Origin of the sequence: Acinetobacter sp. YH12129 (genome assembly GCF_013418685.1) — a bacterium.
GTDB classification, from domain to species: Bacteria; Pseudomonadota; Gammaproteobacteria; order Pseudomonadales; family Moraxellaceae; genus Acinetobacter; species Acinetobacter amyesii.
The window spans coordinates 49030-71937 of record NZ_VPBP01000012.1; the positions used below are offsets into that span (position 1 = coordinate 49030).

21 protein-coding genes and 1 pseudogene are annotated in these 22908 nt (G+C 40.4%); 11 read left to right on the forward strand and 11 right to left on the reverse strand.

The genetic code is table 11. The annotated features are described in order from the left end of the window. Positions 1–332: 332 nt before the first annotated feature. On the forward strand, positions 333–1835 hold the full coding sequence (putP, locus tag FTU65_RS08230; RefSeq protein ID WP_180065498.1) for a sodium/proline symporter PutP: 1503 nt from the start codon (positions 333–335) through the stop codon (positions 1833–1835). A 415-nt stretch (positions 1836–2250) separates the two neighbouring features. Here the strand turns inward: putP and FTU65_RS08235 are convergent, their stop codons facing one another. Further along, the gene (locus FTU65_RS08235) at positions 2251–2748 is read right to left on the reverse strand and encodes an Lrp/AsnC ligand binding domain-containing protein (RefSeq protein ID WP_180065496.1); all 498 of its coding nucleotides are present in this window, start codon (positions 2746–2748) and stop codon (positions 2251–2253) included. Positions 2749–2881: 133 nt separating this feature from the next. Between FTU65_RS08235 and putA the strand changes: the two genes are divergently transcribed. From putA to FTU65_RS08255, 4 genes are all read left to right on the forward strand, one after another. Next, entirely contained in the window at positions 2882–6613 is a 3732-nt protein-coding gene (gene putA, locus FTU65_RS08240) for a trifunctional transcriptional regulator/proline dehydrogenase/L-glutamate gamma-semialdehyde dehydrogenase (RefSeq protein WP_180065493.1), read from the forward strand. Positions 6614–6842: 229 nt separating this feature from the next. After that, positions 6843–7925 carry a tRNA (uridine(54)-C5)-methyltransferase TrmA gene (gene trmA, locus FTU65_RS08245; RefSeq protein ID WP_180059087.1) on the forward strand — a complete coding sequence of 361 codons (1083 nt, stop codon included), beginning with the start codon at positions 6843–6845 and terminating at the stop codon, positions 7923–7925. Positions 7926–8177: 252 nt separating this feature from the next. Next, positions 8178–8402, forward strand: coding sequence for a hypothetical protein (locus tag FTU65_RS08250; protein ID WP_078193492.1), 225 nt, complete (start codon positions 8178–8180; stop codon positions 8400–8402). A gap of 262 nt (positions 8403–8664) precedes the next feature. Next, positions 8665–8913: a hypothetical protein gene (locus FTU65_RS08255; protein ID WP_180007833.1), complete on the forward strand. Its 249-nt coding sequence runs from the start codon at positions 8665–8667 to the stop codon at positions 8911–8913. Positions 8914–8969: 56 nt separating this feature from the next. Here FTU65_RS08255 and FTU65_RS08260 read toward each other — a convergent pair whose 3' ends face one another. Continuing rightward, the gene (locus FTU65_RS08260) at positions 8970–9746 is read right to left on the reverse strand and encodes a phosphodiester glycosidase family protein (protein WP_257222618.1); all 777 of its coding nucleotides are present in this window, start codon (positions 9744–9746) and stop codon (positions 8970–8972) included. A gap of 135 nt (positions 9747–9881) precedes the next feature. Here FTU65_RS08260 and FTU65_RS08265 point away from each other — a divergent pair, with 135 nt between their 5' ends. Next, positions 9882–10418 carry a lecithin retinol acyltransferase family protein gene (locus FTU65_RS08265; protein WP_111883727.1) on the forward strand — a complete coding sequence of 179 codons (537 nt, stop codon included), beginning with the start codon at positions 9882–9884 and terminating at the stop codon, positions 10416–10418. A gap of 139 nt (positions 10419–10557) precedes the next feature. On the opposite strand, the gene FTU65_RS08270 is transcribed toward FTU65_RS08265, so the two are convergent. Next, on the reverse strand, positions 10558–11016 hold the full coding sequence (locus FTU65_RS08270) for an SRPBCC domain-containing protein (RefSeq protein ID WP_180026256.1): 459 nt from the start codon (positions 11014–11016) through the stop codon (positions 10558–10560). Between the two features lie 79 nt (positions 11017–11095). After that, positions 11096–12126, reverse strand: a pseudogene (locus tag FTU65_RS08275) (aldo/keto reductase). A gap of 96 nt (positions 12127–12222) precedes the next feature. On the opposite strand from FTU65_RS08275, the gene FTU65_RS08280 reads away from it, so the two are divergent. Further along, entirely contained in the window at positions 12223–13146 is a 924-nt protein-coding gene (locus FTU65_RS08280; protein WP_180065078.1) for a LysR family transcriptional regulator, read from the forward strand. A 9-nt stretch (positions 13147–13155) separates the two neighbouring features. Here FTU65_RS08280 and FTU65_RS08285 read toward each other — a convergent pair whose 3' ends face one another. Together FTU65_RS08285 and FTU65_RS08290 are read right to left on the reverse strand one after the other, a co-directional pair. Beyond that, entirely contained in the window at positions 13156–14067 is a 912-nt protein-coding gene (locus tag FTU65_RS08285; RefSeq protein WP_180065077.1) for a bestrophin family protein, read from the reverse strand. Between the two features lie 136 nt (positions 14068–14203). Next, the gene (locus FTU65_RS08290; RefSeq protein WP_180007837.1) at positions 14204–15931 is read right to left on the reverse strand and encodes a glutamine--tRNA ligase/YqeY domain fusion protein; all 1728 of its coding nucleotides are present in this window, start codon (positions 15929–15931) and stop codon (positions 14204–14206) included. A 168-nt stretch (positions 15932–16099) separates the two neighbouring features. Between FTU65_RS08290 and FTU65_RS08295 the strand changes: the two genes are divergently transcribed. Together FTU65_RS08295 and FTU65_RS08300 are read left to right on the forward strand one after the other, a co-directional pair. After that, the gene (locus tag FTU65_RS08295; RefSeq protein WP_180054407.1) at positions 16100–16609 is read left to right on the forward strand and encodes a peptidylprolyl isomerase; all 510 of its coding nucleotides are present in this window, start codon (positions 16100–16102) and stop codon (positions 16607–16609) included. An 87-nt stretch (positions 16610–16696) separates the two neighbouring features. After that, complete coding sequence (locus FTU65_RS08300) at positions 16697–17416, forward strand: UDP-2,3-diacylglucosamine diphosphatase (protein WP_180065076.1); 720 nt, start codon at positions 16697–16699, stop codon at positions 17414–17416. A 133-nt stretch (positions 17417–17549) separates the two neighbouring features. On the opposite strand, the gene FTU65_RS08305 is transcribed toward FTU65_RS08300, so the two are convergent. Together FTU65_RS08305 and hpaI are read right to left on the reverse strand one after the other, a co-directional pair. Then, positions 17550–17768 (reverse strand): transposase, encoded by a 219-nt coding sequence (locus FTU65_RS08305; RefSeq protein ID WP_168378619.1) that lies wholly within the window; start codon positions 17766–17768, stop codon positions 17550–17552. A gap of 329 nt (positions 17769–18097) precedes the next feature. Next, positions 18098–18892, reverse strand: a complete 795-nt coding sequence (gene hpaI, locus FTU65_RS08310) for a 4-hydroxy-2-oxoheptanedioate aldolase (RefSeq protein WP_180065075.1) — start codon at positions 18890–18892, stop codon at positions 18098–18100. A 252-nt stretch (positions 18893–19144) separates the two neighbouring features. On the opposite strand from hpaI, the gene nfsB reads away from it, so the two are divergent. Together nfsB and FTU65_RS08320 are read left to right on the forward strand one after the other, a co-directional pair. Further along, complete coding sequence (gene nfsB / locus FTU65_RS08315; protein ID WP_180065074.1) at positions 19145–19798, forward strand: oxygen-insensitive NAD(P)H nitroreductase; 654 nt, start codon at positions 19145–19147, stop codon at positions 19796–19798. Positions 19799–19913: 115 nt separating this feature from the next. Beyond that, a complete protein-coding gene (locus FTU65_RS08320) occupies positions 19914–20147 on the forward strand; it encodes a hypothetical protein (RefSeq protein WP_078188692.1) in 234 nt (77 codons plus the stop codon). Positions 20148–20487: 340 nt separating this feature from the next. Here the strand turns inward: FTU65_RS08320 and FTU65_RS08325 are convergent, their stop codons facing one another. The 3 genes from FTU65_RS08325 to FTU65_RS08335 form a co-directional block, all read right to left on the reverse strand. Then, entirely contained in the window at positions 20488–21342 is an 855-nt protein-coding gene (locus tag FTU65_RS08325; protein WP_078193508.1) for an EamA family transporter, read from the reverse strand. A 111-nt stretch (positions 21343–21453) separates the two neighbouring features. Beyond that, positions 21454–22491, reverse strand: a complete 1038-nt coding sequence (gene fba, locus FTU65_RS08330) for a class II fructose-bisphosphate aldolase (RefSeq protein WP_180007283.1) — start codon at positions 22489–22491, stop codon at positions 21454–21456. A 122-nt stretch (positions 22492–22613) separates the two neighbouring features. Continuing rightward, on the reverse strand, positions 22614–22889 hold the full coding sequence (locus FTU65_RS08335) for a hypothetical protein (RefSeq protein WP_078193510.1): 276 nt from the start codon (positions 22887–22889) through the stop codon (positions 22614–22616). Positions 22890–22908 lie beyond the last annotated feature (19 nt).

The following is a 22908-nucleotide window of genomic DNA, read 5'->3' on the forward strand; positions in this document are numbered from 1 at the left end:
TGCAACCAAATATTTCAAATGCACATTTCTTGTTCAATATGTAACATTGTGTAATTTTTACCTAATTTCATTAGTTCTCTTTTTGTGATGAAAAGTCTTAAGTAGATTTACATTTCAAAATTTAAATTCCCTTCTGTACAACATTTCAGCAGCACAATAAAAAATTAGATTTGTAATAAGAAAAAATATCATTTACGCAAAACATACATAAAATATGCTTAAAGGTTACAGAGTGTAATTTTTAAATCGTGCTTGAATCTGCGACTTACGACAGAAGTACAAATTTTCATCTAGGACAGAGATGATTTGCTTTCATTAAGGATGAACTGCCTATGAGCCATTTAAACCCGACATTAGTCACCTTTATTTTTTATATTCTTGCAATGCTTGCCATTGGTTTGTATGTCTACAAAGCTACGCATAACTTTGACGAATACATTTTAGGTGGACGAAGTTTAGGAAGTGTTGTGACTGCACTTTCAGCAGGTGCATCCGACATGAGTGGTTGGCTACTCATGGGTCTCCCTGGTGCAATTTATCTATCTGGTCTTTCCGAAGCTTGGATTGCAATCGGCTTAATTATCGGTGCTTGGTTGAACTGGTTGATCGTTGCTGGTCGCTTGCGTGTTCATACCGAATATCAAAATAATGCCCTGACCCTGCCCGATTATTTCACGAGCCGTTTTGCAGACCGTAAAAAGATTTTACGTATCATTTCAGCTGTAGTGATTTTAGTGTTCTTTGCGATTTACTGTGCTTCTGGCATGGTGGCTGGCGCACGACTTTTCGAAAGTTTATTCGGTTGGAACTACACAACAGCACTGTGGATTGGTGCAATTGCAACCATCAGCTATGTCTGTATTGGTGGATTCTTAGCGATCAGTTGGACCGATACTTTCCAAGCGGGTCTGATGATCTTTGCACTGCTGATCACACCGATCATCGCCTACCTTGCTTTAGGTGATAACAGTCAAAATCTTGCTGCTGTTTTGGAAACAGCTCGCCCACAAGCTTCTAATTTATTTGAAGGTTTAAGTACAGTTGCGATTTTATCCAGCATGGCATGGGGCTTAGGCTATTTTGGTCAGCCGCATATTTTGGTTCGCTTTATGGCAGCCGATTCTGTTAAATCCATTCCGAATGCACGACGCATTGGTATGACATGGATGATCCTGTGTCTAGGCGGTGCTGTAGCAGTGGGTTATATCGGTATTGCTTACTTCCAAGTCCACCCAGAACTGGCAAGTGTCGTTAATGCCAACCCTGAAACGGTATTTATGGAGTTGACTAAAATTCTATTCAATCCGTGGATTGCTGGGATTATTTTAGCCGCAATTTTAGCTGCGGTGATGAGCACACTTAGCTGTCAGTTATTGGTGTGTTCAACCACCTTGACGGAAGATTTGTACAAAGGTTTTATTCGTAAAAACGCATCGCAAAAAGAATTGGTTTGGATTGGACGTGCGATGGTCTTGGCAATTGCCGTATTTGCAATCACCTTTGCAATGAACCCTGCAAGTAAAGTTTTAGGCTTAGTAGCTTATGCATGGGCAGGTTTCGGAGCTGCATTTGGCCCACTGATTATTCTTTCATTGCTGTGGAAACGTATGACGCTTAACGGAGCAATCATTGGCATGATCGTGGGTGCTGTGACTGTAATCGTGTGGAAAAACTACTTAGGCCACCTTGGTTTATACGAAATCATTCCAGGCTTTATTTTCTCTGCAATCAGTATCGTTGTCGTGAGCTTATTGGGCAAAGCACCTGAGGCTGAAGTTGTTGAACGCTTTGAAAAAGCCGAAGCGCAATATCAAAAAGAAATGTCTGAAATCTAAAATTTTTGACACTAAAAAGGGGCTAAATGCCCCTTTTTAGTACTCACATTTTCTATTACATAATTTATGTTACGCAGTAACATCAGATGCGCAATTTGATTCAAATAAGAAAACGATACGCGATAAAGTCATCCACAAGTGTTTGAGACAGGACTAATTTTCATCAAAAATGTTTTTGCGACATTTTTAATAATTTGACGGTAGTGAACGAGTTTTGTTGGTGAGGTGCATTGCACCGCAAGATGGTTTCCTTGCGAAGCACACTTCTCATTTTGCCAAATGAGAAACAACGTTTCGTAAAAGTGCCTCCAGCCGAAGGCTAAACCCTTTATCCAAACCCAAGATGTAAGACTCCGTCGAATAGACTTAAAAATCGTTTTAAAATGCGCAATTACATTTATACTCGTAAGTGCAGTTACTTAATTGATCGAGCCGCAGGTTTCAGCTTAATTTGCATACTTTCTTTGATCACTTCCATCACAGGATAACTACGCGTTTCCTTGATACCAGGTAATTGCCAAAGCACCTGCCCTGAAATTTTTCTAAATTCTTCCATATTTGCGCAGCGTATTTTCACCACAAAATCAAAACCACCGCTGATCATGTGACATTCTACGATTTCTGGAATTTGACGCACTGCATCCGAAAAATCTTCCAATACATTGGGCGTGGTTTTATCTAGTAAAATCTCTACAAAAACCACAAATCCATTGTTGAGTAAGACCGGATTTAAACGTGCTTCATAGCCTAAAATAAAGCCCTCTTTCGATAATTTTTGCACACGTGCCAACGCCGCAGTGGGTGATAAATTCACCATTTCTGCAAGCTTAATATTGGACAATTTTCCGTCGTCTTGCAGCAGCTCTAAAATTCGAATATCTATACGGTCTAAGCTCAAATATGGGCTAGTCATCTGAATTTTTCTCTAAATATTATTAAAACTATAGTGAGTTATTCGCTAAATATTCTGTGATGATAAATTAAATAAAGGATCAAGCTCAAGATTTATTTGCTCGTCATAGAACTTTGACACGGAAAATTGAAACATGAATGGAAAAGTATTTGAAGTCACGGGAAGCGATGACTACATCATTGAATTTAAAGACAAGAATAGCTTTGAACAATCGATTAATACAGCATGGCGTCGTGCTGAAACTGAGTGCATTGAAAACTTATTAGCACACAGTGAAATCCCTTCCCCGATCAGCGATCAAATTCAACAATTGGCTTTTGACTTAGCCCATTCATTACGTGAACGTAAAAGCGGTACAGGTAAAGCAGGCATTGTACAAGGCTTGCTACAAGAGTTTTCATTGTCTTCTCAGGAAGGCATCGCGCTCATGTGTTTAGCTGAAGCGCTACTCCGTATTCCAGACAAAGCAACACGTGATTTACTGATCAAAGATAAAATCAACCAAGGTAACTGGAAAGATCATGTTGGCCAAAGTAGCCTCATGTTCGTTAATGCTGCTGCTTGGGGATTAATGCTAACGGGCAAACTGATGGAAACCCCTCAACAAAAAAGTCTGTCTAGTCTATTGACGGGTATTTTAGCACGCAGTGGACGTGGCATTATCCGTAAAGCTGTCGATGTGGCTATGCGTATGATGGGTGAACAGTTTGTTACAGGTGAAACCATCAATGAAGCGCTTAAACATGCAGAAGTATTAGAAGACAAAGGCTTCCGCTATTCATATGACATGTTAGGTGAAGCAGCATTAACTGAACCTGATGCAGAACGTTATTATCAAGACTATACCGATGCGATCCACGCGATTGGTCAAGCCTCAGAAGGTAAGGATGTTTATAACGGCGCAGGTATTTCGATCAAATTGTCTGCCCTACACCCACGCTATCAACGTTCACAGATCGACCGTGTGCATAACGAGCTTTATGGCAAAGTGCTAGAACTTGCTGTATTAGCCAAGCATTACAATATTGGTCTAAACATTGATGCTGAAGAAACTGACCGCCTAGAAATTTCTTTGGAACTACTTGAGCGCCTGTGTTTTGAGCCTAAATTAGCGGACTGGAAAGGTATTGGATTTGTGATTCAAGCCTACCAAAAACGCTGTTTCTATGTGGTCGACCATATTATTGACCTCGCTAAGCGTAGCCAAAAACGTTTAATGATTCGCTTGGTGAAAGGTGCATACTGGGACAGCGAAATTAAGAAAGCGCAAATTGAGGGTATGAGTGACTATCCTGTATTTACGCGCAAAGTTCATACCGACCTATCTTATATTGCATGTGCTAAAAAACTCTTGGCTGCACCTGAGCAAATTTATCCTCAGTTTGCAACACACAATGCGCAAACCGTTGCTACGATCTACCAATTAGCACAGCCAGAGCTTTACTATCCAGGCCAGTATGAATTTCAGTGCCTTCACGGCATGGGTGAACCCCTCTATGAACAAGTGGTGGGTTCGAAGTCTGACAACAAACTGGGTGTGCCTTGTCGTATTTATGCACCAGTGGGTAACCATGAAACCTTATTGGCCTATTTGGTACGACGTTTACTGGAAAATGGTGCGAATACCTCTTTCGTCAACCGTATTGCAGATAAAAATTTAAAAATTGAAGATTTAATTGAAAATCCAAGACAGACGATATTAGCGACGGCTGAAAAAGAAGGTATCACTGGAGCGAAGCATCCTTCTATCCCATTTCCGCAAGATTTGTATGGCACTGAACGTCGCAACTCAAAAGGACTCGATTTAGCCAATGATCGCGACTTATCTCAGCTCAATACCACGGCAGTACAGCATGCACATACCCAGTGGCATGCTAGTGCAATGGGCGCTAATTTAGAAGAAATTCATACTGCAAGTATCAACATTACAAACCCTGCAAACCGTAGTGACGTGGTCGGCAGTGTCAGTGAAGCTAGTCTAGAGCAAGCGGAAATCGCTCTCAATAATGCTGTAAATGCCCAAGCTTCATGGAAAACTTTAGACAAAGATCAGCGTGCAGCATGCTTAAACCGTGCGGCAGATTTGATGGAAGCACAATTGCAATCTCTCTTGGTGTTGTTGTCACGTGAAAGTGGTAAAACTTATGCCAATGCTATTGCTGAAGTCCGTGAAGCTGTAGATTTCCTACGTTATTATGCAGCTCAAATGATTGATCTAGCAGAAAATACGCAAATTGAACCTCTTGGCACTGTGCTGTGCATTAGCCCATGGAACTTCCCGCTTGCTATTTTCACAGGTCAAATTGCTGCAGCCTTGGTTGCAGGTAATACCGTGATTGCCAAGCCTGCTGAACAAACGCCTCTGATTGCTGCTCAAGCTGTACGTATTTTATGGGAAGCAGGTGTTCCCTTCGATGTATTGCAACTCCTTCCTGGTCGTGGCAAAACCATTGGTGCCAAACTCAGCGCGGACTCACGTGTCCAAGGCATCATGTTTACTGGCTCAACGGAAGTCGCACGTATCTTGCAAAAAACCGTGGCACAGCGCTTAAACCAATTTGGCGAAAGTGTGGTTTTGATTGCTGAAACTGGTGGTCAAAATGCCATGATTGTTGACTCATCAGCATTGACAGAACAAGTGGTATTGGATGTCGTTAACTCTGCTTATGACAGTGCTGGTCAACGCTGTTCTGCCCTGCGTATTCTCTGTGTGCAAGAAGATAATGTGGACGTTGTCCGTACCATGTTGCAAGGTGCGATGAAGCAACTTCGTGTCGGAAATCCTGCACTTTTAGCAACTGACATTGGCCCAGTGATCGACCTTGAAGCACAGCAAAATATTGAAAAACATATTGAGAAGATGCGTAGCAAAGGCTATCCAGTACATCAAATCATGTTTAATGCTGATAGCAATGCCTTAAGTACGGGTACTTTCGTTGCACCAACTTTGATTGAACTGCCAAATTTAAATGATTTAGAACGCGAAGTTTTTGGGCCAGTATTGCATTTAATCACCTACAAATATGGTGAGATTGAAAACCTATTAACGCAAATCAATGCCAAAGGTTATGGTTTAACCATGGGCTTGCATACACGTATTGATGACACGATTCAAAAAGTTATCGGTCATGCAGAAGTTGGCAACCTATACATTAACCGTAATATTGTAGGCGCTGTGGTTGGTGTACAACCTTTTGGCGGCGAGGGCTTATCAGGTACTGGTCCAAAAGCGGGCGGTCCTTTATATCTTTACCGTTTAATGCATCAAGTTTCTGAGAAAAAACTGGCTACACCTTATGCGGCTCAGGCAGAAACGCAAGCTGCACACTTCCCTGCATATGAGGCTTTTAACACTTGGGCGAAGCAGCATTTTTCAGGCATTGCGATTCAAGCACCGCAGGCCATAGCCGCTGGACAAAGTTTTGAGCTACAAGGTCCAACTGGTGAAAACAACCAATATGCCATTTTGGCACGTAAAGGTGTGCTTTCATTGGCTAATAATGATGCAGATCAACTGAATCAAATTGCTGCGATTTTATCGGTGGGTAGTCAGCCCGTGGTACTTGCAGACAATACTTTTGTGTTGAAACACTTAAATAGCATGCCAAAAATCCTCGTAGACCAATTTAAAGTGATCACGGATATTTATCATGGCAATTTTGATGCGGTTTTACATCATGGTGAAAAAGCTGAGTTATTAAAAATTCAACAAGTCATCGCGTCTCGTGAAGGTGCAATTATTGGCATTACGCATTTGGCTTCAGGCCAATATGACATCCCTGTAGAACGTTTCGTGATTGAGCGGGCAATCAGTGTCAATACAGCGGCAGCTGGTGGTAATGCCAGCTTAATGACAATGAATTAAACACTGAATTGAACTCCAACTAATCAGTTCCTCACTTAGCTCAATCTTTATGAATGTTCCATAAAGATTGAGCGTTTTTTTAACTTCCCCTAGATAAATATTCTATTTAGCGTATTCAGACTCATCTTCTCTACAGATAAATACAGCCAAAAGTGGAATTAATTTAGTCTTATAAGGTGAATTTTGCTAACATGACTTTTTTTAATATGTTTGCGATTTTTTACTGCATATGACTTCAACTTATCAGCAACAACTTGATGCCAAAGTTGCCCGCATTACGGCTCAATTTTCAGAATACAACCCTCCCTCTTTAGAAGTTTTTCCTTCTGCTGAACAAAACTTTCGTATGCGAGCGGAATTCCGAATTTGGCATACTGAAAATGATATGTTCTATGCAATGTTTGAACGCAATGCAGACAATGAAAAACAAGTTGTAGAAATTAAAGATTTCCCGATTGCAGATAAAAGCATTAATGATTTAATGCCCGTATTATTAAATGAACTCAAGGCACAAGAGATCTTATCTAGCCGATTATTTGAAGTTCATTTCTTAGCAACGCTGAAAGGTGAAATGCTGGTTTCATTGGTTTACCGCTGCCCGCTAAATGCTGAATGGGAAGTTGCTGCCAAAGCGCTGTCTGCAAAGCTCAATATCAAGATTTATGGTCGTAGTCGTGGTCAGCGCGTGATTTTGACTGATGACTATGTGATTGAAGAACTCCAAGTGTTTGACCGTAAATATCAGTACAAACAAATCGAAAGTAGCTTCACGCAGCCCAATGCCGGCGTATGTCAAAAAATGCTGGAATGGGCGTGTCAGGCTGCCGATCATTCAGACAAAGACTTACTTGAGCTCTACTGTGGTAATGGTAATTTCACGCTGCCTCTTTCAACACGCTTTAATCGCGTTTTGGCAACCGAATTAGCCAAGTCTTCAGTTTATGCCGCGCAGTGGAATATTGAGCAAAATGGTATTGATAATATCCAAGTGGCTCGTCTTTCAGCTGAAGAGTTTACCCAAGCCTACAATGCTGAACGTACATTCCGCCGCCTTGAAGAAGCTGAGATTGAAATTTCAAGCTATAACTTCGATACGGTATTTGTCGATCCACCGCGTGCAGGTATCGATGATGAAACACTAAAACTGTTGCAACGTTTTGAACGCATTATCTATATTTCATGCAATCCAGATACTTTGCATGACAATCTCAAACTGCTTTCACAAACGCATAAAATCAGCAAATTTGCCTTATTTGATCAGTTCCCTTATACACACCATGTAGAGTCTGGTGTGTTTCTTGAGAAGATTTAAACAAATTATTTCAAGTCATGTTGCTGTCATAAAAGGAGCTTTCTAAAAGCTCCTTTTTTATATGCTAAAAAAGCTTTATTTTCTCGTCACATGCATATTTATGAACAGCTTTAAGAACAAATAAGTTAAAGATTTTAAAAGTCCAATCGAAAAAATGATGATTCAAGTGGCTAAAATTTCACTTTAGTAGTCTTGCTTTATTTATTGGATTGGTTATATTTCGTCCTATGTTAGGTCGCAAATGAAGGCTCTATGAGTTTTTGGCATAAGTTGTTCGCTACAGAACAGCAAAACGGGCATAAGAATCAAATTGCCTGTGTTGAAAATGATTGCTCTTGTAAAACCAATGAACAGCTTATTGCTGCTCTTACAAAGGCAACGGATGAAGATGTTATCCTCGGTATCAAAAAAGTACTCGCTTCGCGCGGTTATAGCCGTAAGGAATTAAATGAAATCCAGCATCTACCTCTACAGTAGAGTCTGAACATTCAATGTTCAAACAAGGCATTCTGTTTTACAGAGTGCCTTTTTCATTTTTAGTCTAATCAAAAGTATGCCGCTTATTTACAGATCAGGTTTTGTGGATTGGCCACATCGCTATTTACAGCTTTTATGCTATGCTCCAAGGCAACTCAGTGATGTCTATTTTTTAAACACACGACAATAAAACCTAATATTGCACTAAATTAGAGGCAGATGACCTCTAAACAGCATTGATATAAAAACTAAAGGAATGCACATGAATAAATTAACAAATTGCCTAATCGCCTGCTGCATACTTAGTCTAAGTGCTTGTAGCCAAATTCCCAAAGAATGCGAAGAATCTTGGGACAAACTCGAAGCCTTGTCGAAACAAATGGGCTTAAACGAAGAACAAATCAAAGAACAGAAAAAACAGTTTGAAGAAAGTATTAAAAAACAATCTAAAGAACAAGCCATTCAAATGTGCCAAACCCAAAGTACCTTTTTAGGTTTAGTCGGCAAATAAACAGTAGTTGCTATCAATCTAAACACTGTACAGATGAAGCCCGATTATTCGGGCTTTTATTGTTTGCATTGAGATCCTGTTGTATACGCTACAATTGGCCCTAAAGGTTTTAAACTCGAATCATGTCTATTCAACGCTTGGATATCTGCACTAGACACAGATCCATCTAAATACAAGGCATTGTTAATCGATAATTGCTGCTTAAAATATTGTGCAAATGCATAAAACGACACGCCTTCACGACTGATCACAAAATACAACTTGCCGTTTTTGATCCCCACACCATTGCGGATTTTCAATGAATCTGACTGTGGGATAAAGTTTGGATTGATTTTTCCATCTACCACCAGCATTGGACCTGACTGCGTTGCATAACGTGCCTTAAAATCTGTGGAAGCATATTTTTGTGTGGTTGATATCACCGCTTGCTTGCCATTCCATGCTAGAACACCATTCGGCTGAATTAAAAAATTACCAAAGCCTCGTGTTGCACGATTCAAGGCTTTTTTCTGCACTCCATTTTCAACGTATAGACCAACAGGTGCTAAGTCTGCATGATACATCCCGGCATTCATTGCGAAGTTCATCGTATTACACTTACGCGCTAATACCTGCTTTAGTCGCTGTAGGTCTTGATATGGCTGCTGCTGTGTATCATATAAATAGAGCTTCAGTTGACTCAGATCGAAAATTTCAACCACATCCACGGCAATAGGCTGACTGACACGTTTCGCTTGAATATTGGCATAGGAAATACTCGGTGAGAAAATCAGACCGAGCAGCATCATAAAGCGCATTTTTTTAAACATTGAGGTTAATTGAAGACCAAGCATGACCCTATCCATAGCGCACGTTAAAAATCGAACAAATTTTAGCTAAATCATCGCTAAAATAGTCGATTAATTCACAGATTAAAAGTAGACTAATCTTTAAAAATAATTCGGATTTAAAGTAGGACTGGTAAATACATGCATGTGCAGAAAGATGGTTTTCCTCTTGGAACACATCTGATTGTTAAACACTTCGGTTATAGCCATCATGGCATATATGCCGGCCGCGGTAGAGTCATTCACTACTCAGGTTTTGCACACCTTTTCAAAAAACATCCGATTGAAATGACTTCTATCGAAAATTTCAGTCACGGCAAAAAAATCATCGTTCAGTCGTACAGCAATCCAAAATTTAAAGGGCGTAAAGTGGTGCGTCGCATGCGCTCACGTATGCATGAAAACAACTATCATCTGATTATTAATAACTGCGAACACTTATGCACATGGGCCATTACCGGTGTTGAAAGTAGTCCTCAGGTGTTTCGTATGATGAACCGACTCACCACGATTGGTTATGTCAGTTCTCTGATGAGTTTTATGAGTAGCATGATGCTGACCGTGACCACTACTTGCTTTGCACTGGTGTTCTATATCAAAAAGAAACTGCGCGAAAAAGCCAAAATGCAGATGCCGGTTTATACCTATTTAAAGCGTGAAGAACATAAAAATCGTTAATCCACTACAGCATCGTTGAACTGTGGCTTTATCAAATTTCAGTAGATCAGCACATTGCTTAGAGATCCTGTGCCAATACACAAGCTTTTTATTTTAGCGTATCAGATGTAATGCTTAATCTTGGTCACTCTTCACATTGCTAAAAGTTCGCATTGCTAAAAGGTGGAAATTTATCTTCAACCAAATTGCTTTGCAGGCCATGTTCTAAATAAATTTTGGCTGCATCCAAAACCGTTGTAAAACCACCTGTACTATCAATAATAAAATCAATCAATGCCTGACCTTGCAGAGGAATCTTTGAATTTTTGATGCGAACATAGGTTTCCATCGGGCTAATTTGCTCAAAAATAAAATCGACCTGAGTTTTTGGTTCACCCCACTGTATTTGAATTAATTTGTTTTCCTTAATATTCAGCACGTCTACATCGGCGACTGCATTATATTTTTGCCAAGTCCATTGCACCGTTTTACCTTCTTCTAGATATCCACTCGATGCACTAAACCAAAAATGCTGTGTAATTAATGGATCAACAAAAGCATTAAATACGATATTGATGGACTTACGAATTAACATCTGGGTTTCAATCACGACACTCATCAGCATTCCTTCATATTATAATTTTATTCAGTGATAGCACAGAGAACTGATCATTGCCTACCACTGAATTGTTATTGCCCTATTCTGCTGTATGTTCTGAAATAGAGGCTGATGTCACTAGCGTGGGATTCTTCTCTGTAAATTGCCCATTCCAATAGGGATAGTATGGATAAGGTGGATACACTGCACTGACTGCGTCTAATCGGGCTAACTGCTCTAAGCTTAATGACCATTCCTTCGCCGCAAGGTTATCCAACAGTTGCTGTTCATTACGTGCGCCTATCAAAATGCTAGACACTGTCGGTCTGGTTTTCAGCCAATTCAATGCAATCTGTGGAATAGAGTGCCCTGTTTCCATGGCGATTTCTTGCATTACATCTAACACTGCAAATAACTTTTCGTGTTGAACTGGTGGTGCGAATTGTGCTGTCTCATGTAGTCGACTTTGCTTTGGAATCGCATGCTCACGATCAAATTTTCCTGTTAATCTCCCCCAGCCTAGCGGACTCCATACCACTGCACCAATCTGTTGATCATGCTGCGCAGGCATCAACTCCCATTCATAGTCACGTCCAATCAAAGAATAATAGACTTGATGCACACTTAGCTTTTCATAGCCCTGCTGTTGGGCAATCGACTGAGCTTTCATGAGCTGCCAGCCTGAAAAATTCGACGCACCGATATAGCGAACTTTTCCACTACGTACCAAGTCATCCAAACTGCGCATCAGCTGCTCAAGTGGCGTCGTGCTATCAAACTGATGTAGTTGCAGCACATCAATATAATCTGTGCCTAAACGATTTAAACTCGCCTCCACGGCTTGAATTATATAGCTTCTAGAATACCCACTTTGCTGGAAATAATCACCTCTTGGCGTTTTGATTGAAGTAATGCACCGAGCATCTGCTCAGAGGCACCATTTGAGTAAGCATCTGCGGTATCGAAATAATTCACGCCTTGATCAATACACAGATCAATCATACGTTGGGCATCATTTAAACTCGATTGCCCCCATGCAGAGAAAATAGGGCCTTGCCCGCCAAATGTACCTGCACCAAAGCCGAACTCTGAAACTTGTAAGCCAGATTGCCCTAGATTGTGATAGTTCATGGTGATTTCCTGTGTTTAATTTATACACAGAATAGGCACAGATATTTATCAGAAAAACCCTGAATATCGAGAAAGACTTTCTTGATTATATTGATAATGCTAACTGAAGATTTCGACTTATTCACACGAATGGCGGCACTGGGTTCAATCAGTCAAGCTGCCAAAGAAGCCAATCTCTCTGTTTCTGTCGCTAGTAGCCGTCTACACAGACTTGAACAAAGTTTAGGGCTGCGCTTATTTCATCGCACTACACGGCAACTACATTTAACACAGGAGGGTGCTGTTTTATTGCAGCAAGGTTTTCCCTTACTCGAACAATTTAATTCTCTGCTAGGCCAATTTCAGCCTGAACCACAACAACTTAGTGGGGTATTAAAAATCACCTGTTCAGAAGTTTTTGGAAATCGTATTTTAGGGCCAGTATTTGCAGCCTTTGCCAATCTACACCCAACATTGACTTTAGATATTGAACAGACCGATCAAAATTTAGATTTGGTCTCCGCAGGTATCGACGTTGCGATACGTATTGGACAGCTAGAAGACTCATCGCTGATTGCTAAACCACTCAGCTTAAACCGTCGTATTTTGTGTGCCTCGCCTAGCTATATCAAACAACATGGCGAACCTCGCTCTCTAGAAGAGCTCTCTATGCTCCAATGCATTTTGCAGAAATACCCAAAGGGCGTTTCGCAGCATTGGACATTTTTCCAAGATCAACACAGCATAAAAATACCTGTTTCAGGGCAATTTCATATCAACTCAGGTGAAGGCGTACGCCAAGCAGCACTTGCAGGTTTAGGCATCTCAAACCACTCTATTTGGCATGTGGAGGACGATCTACTCTCTGGCCGACTTGTCCAAGTTCTACCAGCAATCCCTGTTCAAAGCACAGCAATCTATGTGGTAATTCCGCATCGACATTTTGTCCCGCCTAAAGTACAGGCCTTTATGCAGCACTTGGACGATTATTTTCAGCATCAATATGCTTGGTACGTATCGCCGAATTTATCTGAAAATTAGGCCAAGAATTTATCTTAAATTACTGTTAAAAGTCTTAATCAGCGGCGGAAGTTCAACTTCTAAGCTGCTATACATTTCACGCTCAATGTTTCGTACAATCGAGTCCAGCGGTAAATCATTTTCCTGCAAGCCAAAAGGCTCTTCTAGCTCTGCACTTAACGCATCCAAACCTAAAAATAAATATGCAATCAAAGCCACAATAACAGGTGTCCAAATCCCTAAACTGGCCTCTAGGCTAAACGGCAAAATCAGACAAAATGAATACACCGCGCGATGTAAAAGCACCGAATAGGAAAATGGTAGTGGCGTGGTCATAATACGGTCACAGCCTGCATGGATATCACCCATTGCTACAGTATGACGTGTAAGCGTGCTGTAAATAATATCTGTAATCTGACCTTGTTTATAGGTTTTGACTAAATCTTTTTGAATAATTTCAAGTAAATACTGTGGTGCGTTGATATTGTCTCGGCATTGCTGCCATTGCTGATCTGTCAAATCTACACCATCTTTAAAATGTACAATATCTTGTGATTCATGGCGTAAACGATCACGTAATAAGTTGCAAAACAGCATGATGCGGTACATCAACACGGTTCTCTGCTCATCTTCAAGTACATGACTATCCCGAATCATGTGACGAGTATTGGCAATCAATGAACCCCAAAGCTTGCGCCCTTCCCACCAACGGTCATAACAGGCAGTATTTCGAAAACTCAAAAAGATCGATAGAATTACCCCAAAGATGGTAAATCCGATGGCTGGAACTTCAGGCGTATTCAGGTAGTGTGCAGCGCTTAGATACACCAAAATCGCAGACAAACTCACCACGACGGCTAAAGCAGGCATAACTTTTGGGAGTATCGTGCCATGCCATGCAAATAAAAGTTTAAAGCTATTATTTTTATTTCGAATGATCACTTATTTTCCCTCTGTACTGCCTTAATGAACCATCTCAACCATAAAAAAAGCCCAACCGAAGTTGAGCTTAATTTTAACCTACTTGATCTTAATCTATATAGGATTCAAAGATGAATCCCTTTAAAAATCTAAGATTTTATTTACCCGGTTTGAAACTGTCTTTCAAATCTAAGATGCGGTTAAACACCGGTTTTTCTGCTGTATGATCAAACTGATCTGCAACAAAGTAACCCTCACGTTCAAATTGGAAACGGTCTTCAGGTTTTACTTCTGCCAATGCAGGCTCAATCACCGCTTGAACCACTTTCAGCGATTCAGGGTTTAAGTTAGCAAGGAAGTCATCACCCACTTCAGGGTCTGACTCAGTAAATAAACGGTCGTAGATACGAACTTCCGCAGCAATACCTTTGCTTGCAGAAACCCAATGTACAACGCCCTTCACCTTACGGCCTTCGGGGTTTTTACCTAAAGTTTCAGGGTCAATTGAACATTTCAATTCAACCACTTCACCGTTCTCGTCTTTAATCACTTCATCGCACTTAATCACATACGCATGACGTAAACGCACTTCACCGCCCGGAATCAGACGTTTAAAGCCTTTAGGTGCAACTTCTTCAAAGTCTTTACGATCAATGTAAATGTCTTGAGTCAACGGAATGATACGGTCACCCATGTCTACGTTTGGATGACGTGCATGCACCAAATCCATCGCTTCAGGCAAGTTAGTTAAAGTCACTTTGAGTGGATTCAACACAGCCATGCCACGCGAAGCAGTATTTTCTAAAGACTGACGGATGCAGTATTCAAGCATTGCAACATCTACGATACTGCCATCAACTTTCGTTACACCTACACGTTTGCAGAAGTCACGTAGACCTTCTGGAGTAAAGCCACGACGGCGCATACCCACAACGGTCGGCATACGTGGGTCATCCCAACCATTCACAAATCCACCTTCAACCAATTTACGTAATTTACGTTTAGAGGTAATGGTGTAATCCACATTTAGACGGCTTGATTCGTACTGACGTGGTACAGATGGGGATTTAACTTTCTCTACAACCCAGTCATAGAACGGACGATGATCAACAAACTCTAGTGTACACAGTGAATGCGTAACTCCTTCAATGGCATCTGATAATGGATGCGCATAATCGTACATTGGGTACATTTTCCATTTATCACCAGTTTGGTGATGTTCTGAATGCAAAATACGATACAAAATAGGATCACGCATATGGATGTTAGGTGAAGTCATGTCAATTTTGGCACGTAGTACTGCCTGACCTTCTCCTAACTCACCATTACGCATTTGTTCAAAACGCGCTAAGTTTTCTTCTACGCTAGCATCACGTTGCGGCGAGTTTTTACCCGGCTCAACAAAATTACCGCGGTTTAGTTTGATTTCTTCAGGGCTTTGCAAATCCACATAGGCATCACCTTGTTCAATCAATTGAACTGCCCAAGTGTAAAGCTGATCAAAATAGCTCGATGCATAACGTGGCTCGCCGTTCCACTCAAAACCTAGCCATTTCACGTCATTGGCAATACCGTCTACATACTCTTGTTCTTCGGCATCTGGGTTTGTATCGTCAAAACGGAGGTTACATAGACCCGCGAATTCTTGAGCAATACCAAAGTTCAGACAAATAGCTTTTACATGACCAATATGTAGGTAGCCATTTGGCTCAGGTGGAAAACGTGTTACAACTTGTTCTGTACGACCTGCTGATAAATCATCGGTAATGACCTGACGTACAAAATCTAAGCCTGGCTGTTGTTCCTGCTGCGCAGCTTCGACAGGGGCATTGTTCTTGGTTGTCGGATTGTTAGGCAGGGATGAAACAACATCGTTTGGCTTCATGGTAATAAAATCACTTCTATAAAGATAAAATTAGGATAATTAAAACGCTTTTCTTCATTTTTAACAAAGAAAGTAACGTTTTTACTTGCCTTGTAGTTTACAGTTTGCTTATGCTTCTCACAACCAAAAAACCCATGGCTTTCATGTCCATGTACAGGAGATTACACAATGAGTTTTCCTCAAGTCGAATTAAACACCAATAAAGGTCGTATTGTTCTTGAGCTTAACACTGAAAAAGCACCTAAAACTGCTGAAAACTTCTTACAGTATGTTCGCGATGGTTTCTATGACGGCGTGATTTTCCACCGTGTTATTGATGGTTTCATGATCCAAGGCGGCGGCATGGATGAAAACTTCAAAGAAAAAACAACTCGTGATTCTATTGAAAACGAAGCTGACAACGGTTTAAGCAATGATGTTGGTACGATCGCTATGGCACGTACTCAAGCACCTCACTCTGCTTCAGCTCAATTCTTCATTAACGTGAAAAACAACTCTTTCCTTAACCACACTGGTAAAACAGCGCAAGGTTGGGGCTATGCAGTATTCGGTAAAGTAACTGAAGGTCTTGACGTTGTTGACGCAATCAAAAGCGTTCGCACTGGTAACCGTGGTTACCACGCTGACGTTCCTCTAGAGAACGTTGTAATCGAATCAGCTAAAATCATTTCTGAATAAGAATCCCTCCTAACCTCCCTTTATAAAAGGGAGGAAAAGTCCCTCTTTTTTAAAGAGGGATTTAGGGAGATTCAAAGGAAAAGATTCGTGACCTATCTGTTTATCGCTGATTTACATTTGTCACCTGAACACCCTCGACTCGTTCGGGGGTTTTTAGCTTTGTTAGAACAATACAAAACTCAAAATACCCAGCTGTATATTTTAGGTGATTGGTTTAATGCTTGGATTGGTGATGACTTCACTGCCCCTTGGTTAGATGAAATCATTGCAGTGCTAAAAGATTTTACTGCTTTGGGAAATCAAATTTATTTCCAAGTGGGTAATCGTGACTTTGCATTGGGTCAAAAGTTTTTAAATAAATTTCACGGTCAATTATTACAAGACGTTGATTATCTCCACATTGGCAACTATAAAATTCGCCTCGAACATGGCGATTTACTTTGCACCGATGATGTGTCTTACCAAAAGTTTCGTAAAGTGATTCGTAATCCTTTGCTTTTAGGTTTCTTAAAGAGCTTACCGCTTAGCATTCGACAAAAAATCGCCAATGGCTTCCGCAAAAAAAGTACAGAAACCAAGCAAGTTAAATCTTATGAAATCATGGATGTAAATGCCGAAGCTGTAGAAAAAGCTTTAGAGCATGCCGATCTACTGATTCATGGACATACCCACCGCCCCCAAATACACGATGTGCATGGCAAACCTCGTATCGTTTTAGGGGACTGGCGTACAGAACAAGCTCAAATATTAGAGATTGGTGAAAACCCATCTGTGAGTGATTTAAAATTAAAAATTTGGTCTTACTAGTCCATAGCTTTCTAATCGTTAGCCTTTAGAAAAACTTACCATCATATTTGATTAATATACGCATCCAGACCATGCAAACGTAGACTTTAAATTAAGCAAAAAAAAACAGCAGATCATCTGCTGTTTTTTGCTTTTAGGCTAAGCGATATAGCTGGTTTGGGCCAGTATAGAAGCTTTTGCCATCTAGATTCAGGTTAAATGTCTCGCCTGTTTCTAATTCAACCATTTGCCCAACATCAACCCAAATTAAACCAGCATTGGTATTTTGTTGACGTTTTAAAGGCACCATTTTTACATTAATTTCGTCGCCATTTACGGCTTTGGCAGTTTGCCAAGTATTTAAAATATTCAAAAGATTTACTCAACATGTGAGCTTTTTGTGACAGAACAAAGAGATTAATCAATCGGGTTTGGAATAATAATTCTGTAGTTACAAAGATATGATTCAAGTCAGAAGCTTGAATACAGATAAATCACAATCAGCTAAATAAAAAAAGATAAGCAGAAACATTACCCGCTTCGAGTTAAGCAGAAGTATACAATATTGCGCTTTGATTAGCAAAAGTAGGGCTTATATATACTCTAAGCCACTACTTTTGCTAAAATTATTGAATTAATTTTTTTAACCAACGAGTAAATTAATTACCCACACAGTAAATAATATAACCAAGGCTGTACCACTTAGTAACCACCTTCTGTTTTCATTACTTGGGTATCGGTTTTATACTTCGATAAAAGCTCTCGTAACGAATTCATGAGCACACTGGTATCGACACCCACGGCAACAAATTCTGTGCCTAACTCGATATATTTCTGAGTCACATCATGTTGTGTCGACAAAATACCTGCGGCTTTACCCGCCTTACGTATGCGCTGAATCGCATCAATCACGGTTTTTTGTACTTCAGGATGGTTCGGATTCCCTTGATAACCCATGGTCGCCGACAAATCCACTGCACCAATAAACACCCCATCGATGCCATCAATTTTCAGTATTTCATCTAAGTTTTTAATCCCTTCAACCGACTCAATCTGAATCAGTAAACAGATATTTTCATGTGCATTTTCATAATAGTCAGGAATACTGTTCCAACGTGTTGCACGAGCTAAAGCTGCACCAACACCTCGAATACCTTCAGGTGGATAACGTACTGCCTTAACCATAAGTTGAGCTTGTTCAACAGTTTCGACCATAGGGATGAGCAAGGTTTGCGCACCGATATCCAAGAGTTGTTTAATCAGTTGCACACTCCCAATTGGAGGTCGAACTACGGCTTGCGAAGGATATGCTGCAATACTTTGCAATTGCGACAATGTCGTCCGCAAGTCACTTGGTGCATGCTCGCCATCAATTAGCAACCAGTCATAACCTGCATTTGCAGCTATTTCAGTCCCATAAGCATCGGCTAATCCGACCCATAAACCAATCTGCTGTTCGGTTTTTAATTTTTTCTTGAAATGATTGGTGTAATCCATCGCTACTGTCTCATGCTTAAACTATGATTAACTACAATTAATTAAACGCCTTTTGGCAAAAACTACCAATAGCATTTATCTATCTTATGATTTTATATAACTCTAATTCGCACTTCATACAGCTTAAATCTGTTAATTTTTAGCCATTGAGTACAGCATATACGACTAAGATCTATCCTTGGAAAATTTTCTCCTTAGACCATTCGGCCGTTTATCCGCTAAACTACAGCAAACTATATCTGGAGATATTCGATGGATCTGTTAAACGTATCAAAACAACGCTATACCACGAAAGCTTATGATCCTGCTAAAAAAATTCCGCAGGAACAATTTGAGCGTTTATTACAAATACTCCGTTTAGCACCATCTTCTATTAATATTCAGCCTTGGCATTTTTTTATTGCAGATAATAATGCAGCCAAACAACGCATTGCTAAAGCCTTAGTGGGTAAATATGCCTACAATGCCCCAAAAGTTTTAGATTCATCACATACGATTTTATTCTGTACTAAAGCAGACATCACTGCAGAGCATTTAGATAATCTTTTAAATCAGGATGATCGTAGTGGTCGCTTTAAAGATGACAAAGCCAAACAAGGTCAAAAAGACAGCCGTACAGGTTATGTCGATTATTATCGTAATGAAAAAGGTAATATTCAACGTTGGGCTGAAAACCAAACATTTATTGCTTTAGGTCAAATGCTTTTGGCAGCAGGCATTGAAGGTGTGGATGCAACACCGATTGGTGGATTTGACGAAGCGATCATCACTGAAGAATTGGGCTTAGTTGAACAAAACTTGATTCCTTCTGTACTGATGACTTTAGGCTATCGTAGCGAAAATGATTTCAATGCGAAATTACCTAAATCACGTCTGAATGCTGAAGAAATTTTTACACACCTCTAAGCTTTCCATAAAACCGACGAAAGGGGCAATTTTGCCTCTTTTTTGTCATTTCGGGACTTATTATTTAAACAATTATCGAGTATATTCTGCTCAAAATATACTCAGGTTTCTCCCTATGCCTACAGCTATAAAATTACCTATGAAATTTCATTGCGAAGCGTGCAATACGGTTTATTTACAAAAATATGCGGGCGATATGCTCCATAGCTATCCAAACTGCCCAAACTGTAAACAACCGGGTCAGTTACAAGGCACCATTGAAACTCAAGATTTTCTGAAGCACCCTGTTGCTGTGGGTAAATGTTATTTTGAAAATACCTTACAACGTTTTCAACAACTCACACGTTAAGTAAACATCTAAAACTAAAAGCCCTCAATACGAGGGCTTTTTTAATAACGACATATTTAGTAACAATGTGAGAAAATAGAAATTTTATAAATTGGTCTGAACTTTGCTGAATAATTTGAATCAAAACAACAATTCAAGCAGAGGTGGGACATGTCATATTTACTACAAATGCCGATGAAGTTTGAATGCGGTCATTGCCATCAAATGTATCTGCATACTTATCAATATACTGATCATCACTGCCCTGAGTGTCCAACCTGTCGAGATCAAGGACTGCTCATGGGCGTGGCTGAGTGGGATGATTTGCTACAACACCCGATCGTTTTTGCTAAAAATTATCTTAGACAGACATGGCATATGCTAAGCAAACCACACTCATGATCCCTGCAATCAAACCAAATACGGTTGCGACTCTCAATTTTTCTTTAAAGATGATGAGGCCCGCAACCACACCTAAAACCACGACCAAAATATTCATGCCAGCAAATACGATTGCAGGTGTGTCTTTAAGCAACATGTGGGCTTTCACATACAGTGCAATATTGGCAAAGTTTAAGAGACCTAAGCCCAATCCAGCGAGGATATTTTTGGTCTGCCCCAAACTGCCGTGCTGTACGATGTTATAAATACTCGAAAGTAAAAATGCACAAATAAACACCAGATTTAAAGTCACCGCAAACTGCATGCCTAAACCTGAAGCAAATTTTAATAGCACATCAATCAGTGCATAGCCTGCCCAAACGCTTAATAAAAATAAAATCCCCTGCTTTCCATCAATGCTTCCCTTACGCTGTGAAAATAAAATCAGCAATACCGCAAGTACACCAAGTGCAATACCAATGAGCTTAATGGCATTAAAATATTCACTGAAAATAAAATAGGCTGCGCTAAGAGAAAGCACAACAGATAAGCGCTGAGCCAATTCGGTTTTTAAAATACCTGCTGTTTGCAGTGAGCGTGCTAAGCAATAAAAAATCGTCGGCAGTAATACACCCAAAGCCGCAATTAAAACCCACGGCGTTTTATTAATCGAAATATGGGCTAGATCCGGCTTAAACCATAGAAAACATAAAATACTCGCAGATGCATAATTCCATGTGATCATTTGTGCAGGGTTAAAACCCCGATCACGACAGAGTTTTAGAATTACTGAAACGAGAACACTGCAAATCGCGGCAGCAAAGATCAATTCCATGACACGCTCTTATTCTTGAGTTGTATTTAAAGCAATTTTTCTAAGTTCAAATCAAAGAAAAGCCCACTTAATTGTGGGCTTTTCTTCAAAAATAATCTATCTCAAGACAAATTATTTATAGTGACTCACCATTTTCTCTAAAGAAATTGGACGAATCTTGTCAGCATTACCCGCTGTACCAAATGCTTCATAACGATCGATACAAATTTGTTTCATTGCATCAACAGTTGCAGAGAAGAATTTACGTGGGTCAAATTCAGCTGGTTTTTCAGCCATCATACGGCGCATAGCACCTGTAGAAGCAAGACGTAAGTCAGTATCGATGTTAATTTTACGAACACCGTGTTTGATTGCGTCTACAAGTTGGTCTACTGGAACACCGTAAGTTTCGCCGATGTTACCACCGAATTCATTAATTACAGCCAACCATTCTTGTGGCACAGAGCTTGAACCGTGCATTACAAGATGCGTATTTGGTAACGCAGCGTGAATTTCTTTAATACGGTCAATCGCTAAGATGTCACCTGTAGGTGGACGAGTAAATTTGTACGCACCGTGTGAAGTACCCACCGCAATTGCAAGTGCGTCAACATTTGTATCTGATACAAATGAACGCGCTTCTTCAACTGAAGTTAAAAGTTGAGAATGGTCAAGTACGCCTTCAGCGCCTACACCATCTTCTTCACCAGCCATACCAGTTTCAAGGCTACCTAAACAACCGATTTCGCCTTCTACTGAAACGCCACACGCATGTGCCATTTGAACAGTACGACGAGTCACATCTACGTTGTATTCGTATGAAGTTGGTGTTTTACCGTCTTCACCTAATGAACCGTCCATCATCACTGATGAGAAACCAAGTTGAATAGAACGTTGACATACGTCAGGGCTAGTACCATGGTCTTGGTGCATAACCACAGGAATATGTGGCCATTCTTCGATTGCTGCCAAAATCAAATGACGCAAGAACGGAGCGCCTGCATACTTACGCGCACCCGCAGATGCTTGTACAATTACAGGTGAATTTGTTGCATCTGCTGCAAGCATAATTGCACGCATTTGTTCTAAGTTGTTTACGTTGAATGCTGGTACGCCGTAAGCATGTTCGCCGGCGTGATCCAAGAGCTGGCGCAATGAAATAAGAGCCATAATATCCTCCCAGGTAATGCCGCATATTCTACATGCTCAATCATTTCAATTCAGCAACAAATAACACTATTTAAAAAAAAATCCCTGCATTTGCAGGGACTTTTTAAATAAAGACAACAATCTTAGTGAGCTGCTGCTGCTGAAGCGGCTGTTTCAGCGTCAGCTGTTGCTTCGTCTGCAGGTGCATTTGCAATTTCAGCAGGAACATCTTGGTTCTTTTCATCCAATACTGGCTTATCAAGTTCATCAATGGCTTTTTGTTGTTCTGGCGTTGTTTGAGCATTGTCTACGGCAACAGCAGATGCTTCTGATTCCGTTGGTGCAGACTCTTTTTTAGCACAAGCTGTCAAAGTTAATGGTGCGATTAAAAGTACAGCAAGTGCAAGTTTTAAGTTCATCGTTGTTTCCTACTACTGC

Bases quoted from the DNA above. Each gene is read 5' to 3' on its own strand.
- putP (WP_180065498.1), top strand. From the start codon at position 333: ATGAGCCATTTAAACCCGACATTAGTCACCTTTATTTTTTATATTCTT.
- FTU65_RS08235 (WP_180065496.1), bottom strand. From the start codon at position 2,748: ATGACTAGCCCATATTTGAGCTTAGACCGTATAGATATTCGAATTTTA.
- putA (WP_180065493.1), top strand. From the start codon at position 2,882: ATGAATGGAAAAGTATTTGAAGTCACGGGAAGCGATGACTACATCATT.
- trmA (WP_180059087.1), top strand. From the start codon at position 6,843: ATGACTTCAACTTATCAGCAACAACTTGATGCCAAAGTTGCCCGCATT.
- FTU65_RS08250 (WP_078193492.1), top strand. From the start codon at position 8,178: ATGAGTTTTTGGCATAAGTTGTTCGCTACAGAACAGCAAAACGGGCAT.
- FTU65_RS08255 (WP_180007833.1), top strand. From the start codon at position 8,665: ATGAATAAATTAACAAATTGCCTAATCGCCTGCTGCATACTTAGTCTA.
- FTU65_RS08260 (WP_257222618.1), bottom strand. From the start codon at position 9,746: ATGCTTGGTCTTCAATTAACCTCAATGTTTAAAAAAATGCGCTTTATG.
- FTU65_RS08265 (WP_111883727.1), top strand. From the start codon at position 9,882: ATGCATGTGCAGAAAGATGGTTTTCCTCTTGGAACACATCTGATTGTT.
- FTU65_RS08270 (WP_180026256.1), bottom strand. From the start codon at position 11,016: ATGAGTGTCGTGATTGAAACCCAGATGTTAATTCGTAAGTCCATCAAT.
- FTU65_RS08280 (WP_180065078.1), top strand. From the start codon at position 12,223: ATGCTAACTGAAGATTTCGACTTATTCACACGAATGGCGGCACTGGGT.
- FTU65_RS08290 (WP_180007837.1), bottom strand. From the start codon at position 15,931: ATGAAGCCAAACGATGTTGTTTCATCCCTGCCTAACAATCCGACAACC.
- FTU65_RS08295 (WP_180054407.1), top strand. From the start codon at position 16,100: ATGAGTTTTCCTCAAGTCGAATTAAACACCAATAAAGGTCGTATTGTT.
- hpaI (WP_180065075.1), bottom strand. From the start codon at position 18,892: ATGGATTACACCAATCATTTCAAGAAAAAATTAAAAACCGAACAGCAG.
- nfsB (WP_180065074.1), top strand. From the start codon at position 19,145: ATGGATCTGTTAAACGTATCAAAACAACGCTATACCACGAAAGCTTAT.
- FTU65_RS08320 (WP_078188692.1), top strand. From the start codon at position 19,914: ATGCCTACAGCTATAAAATTACCTATGAAATTTCATTGCGAAGCGTGC.
- FTU65_RS08325 (WP_078193508.1), bottom strand. From the start codon at position 21,342: ATGGAATTGATCTTTGCTGCCGCGATTTGCAGTGTTCTCGTTTCAGTA.
- fba (WP_180007283.1), bottom strand. From the start codon at position 22,491: ATGGCTCTTATTTCATTGCGCCAGCTCTTGGATCACGCCGGCGAACAT.
- FTU65_RS08335 (WP_078193510.1), bottom strand. From the start codon at position 22,889: ATGAACTTAAAACTTGCACTTGCTGTACTTTTAATCGCACCATTAACT.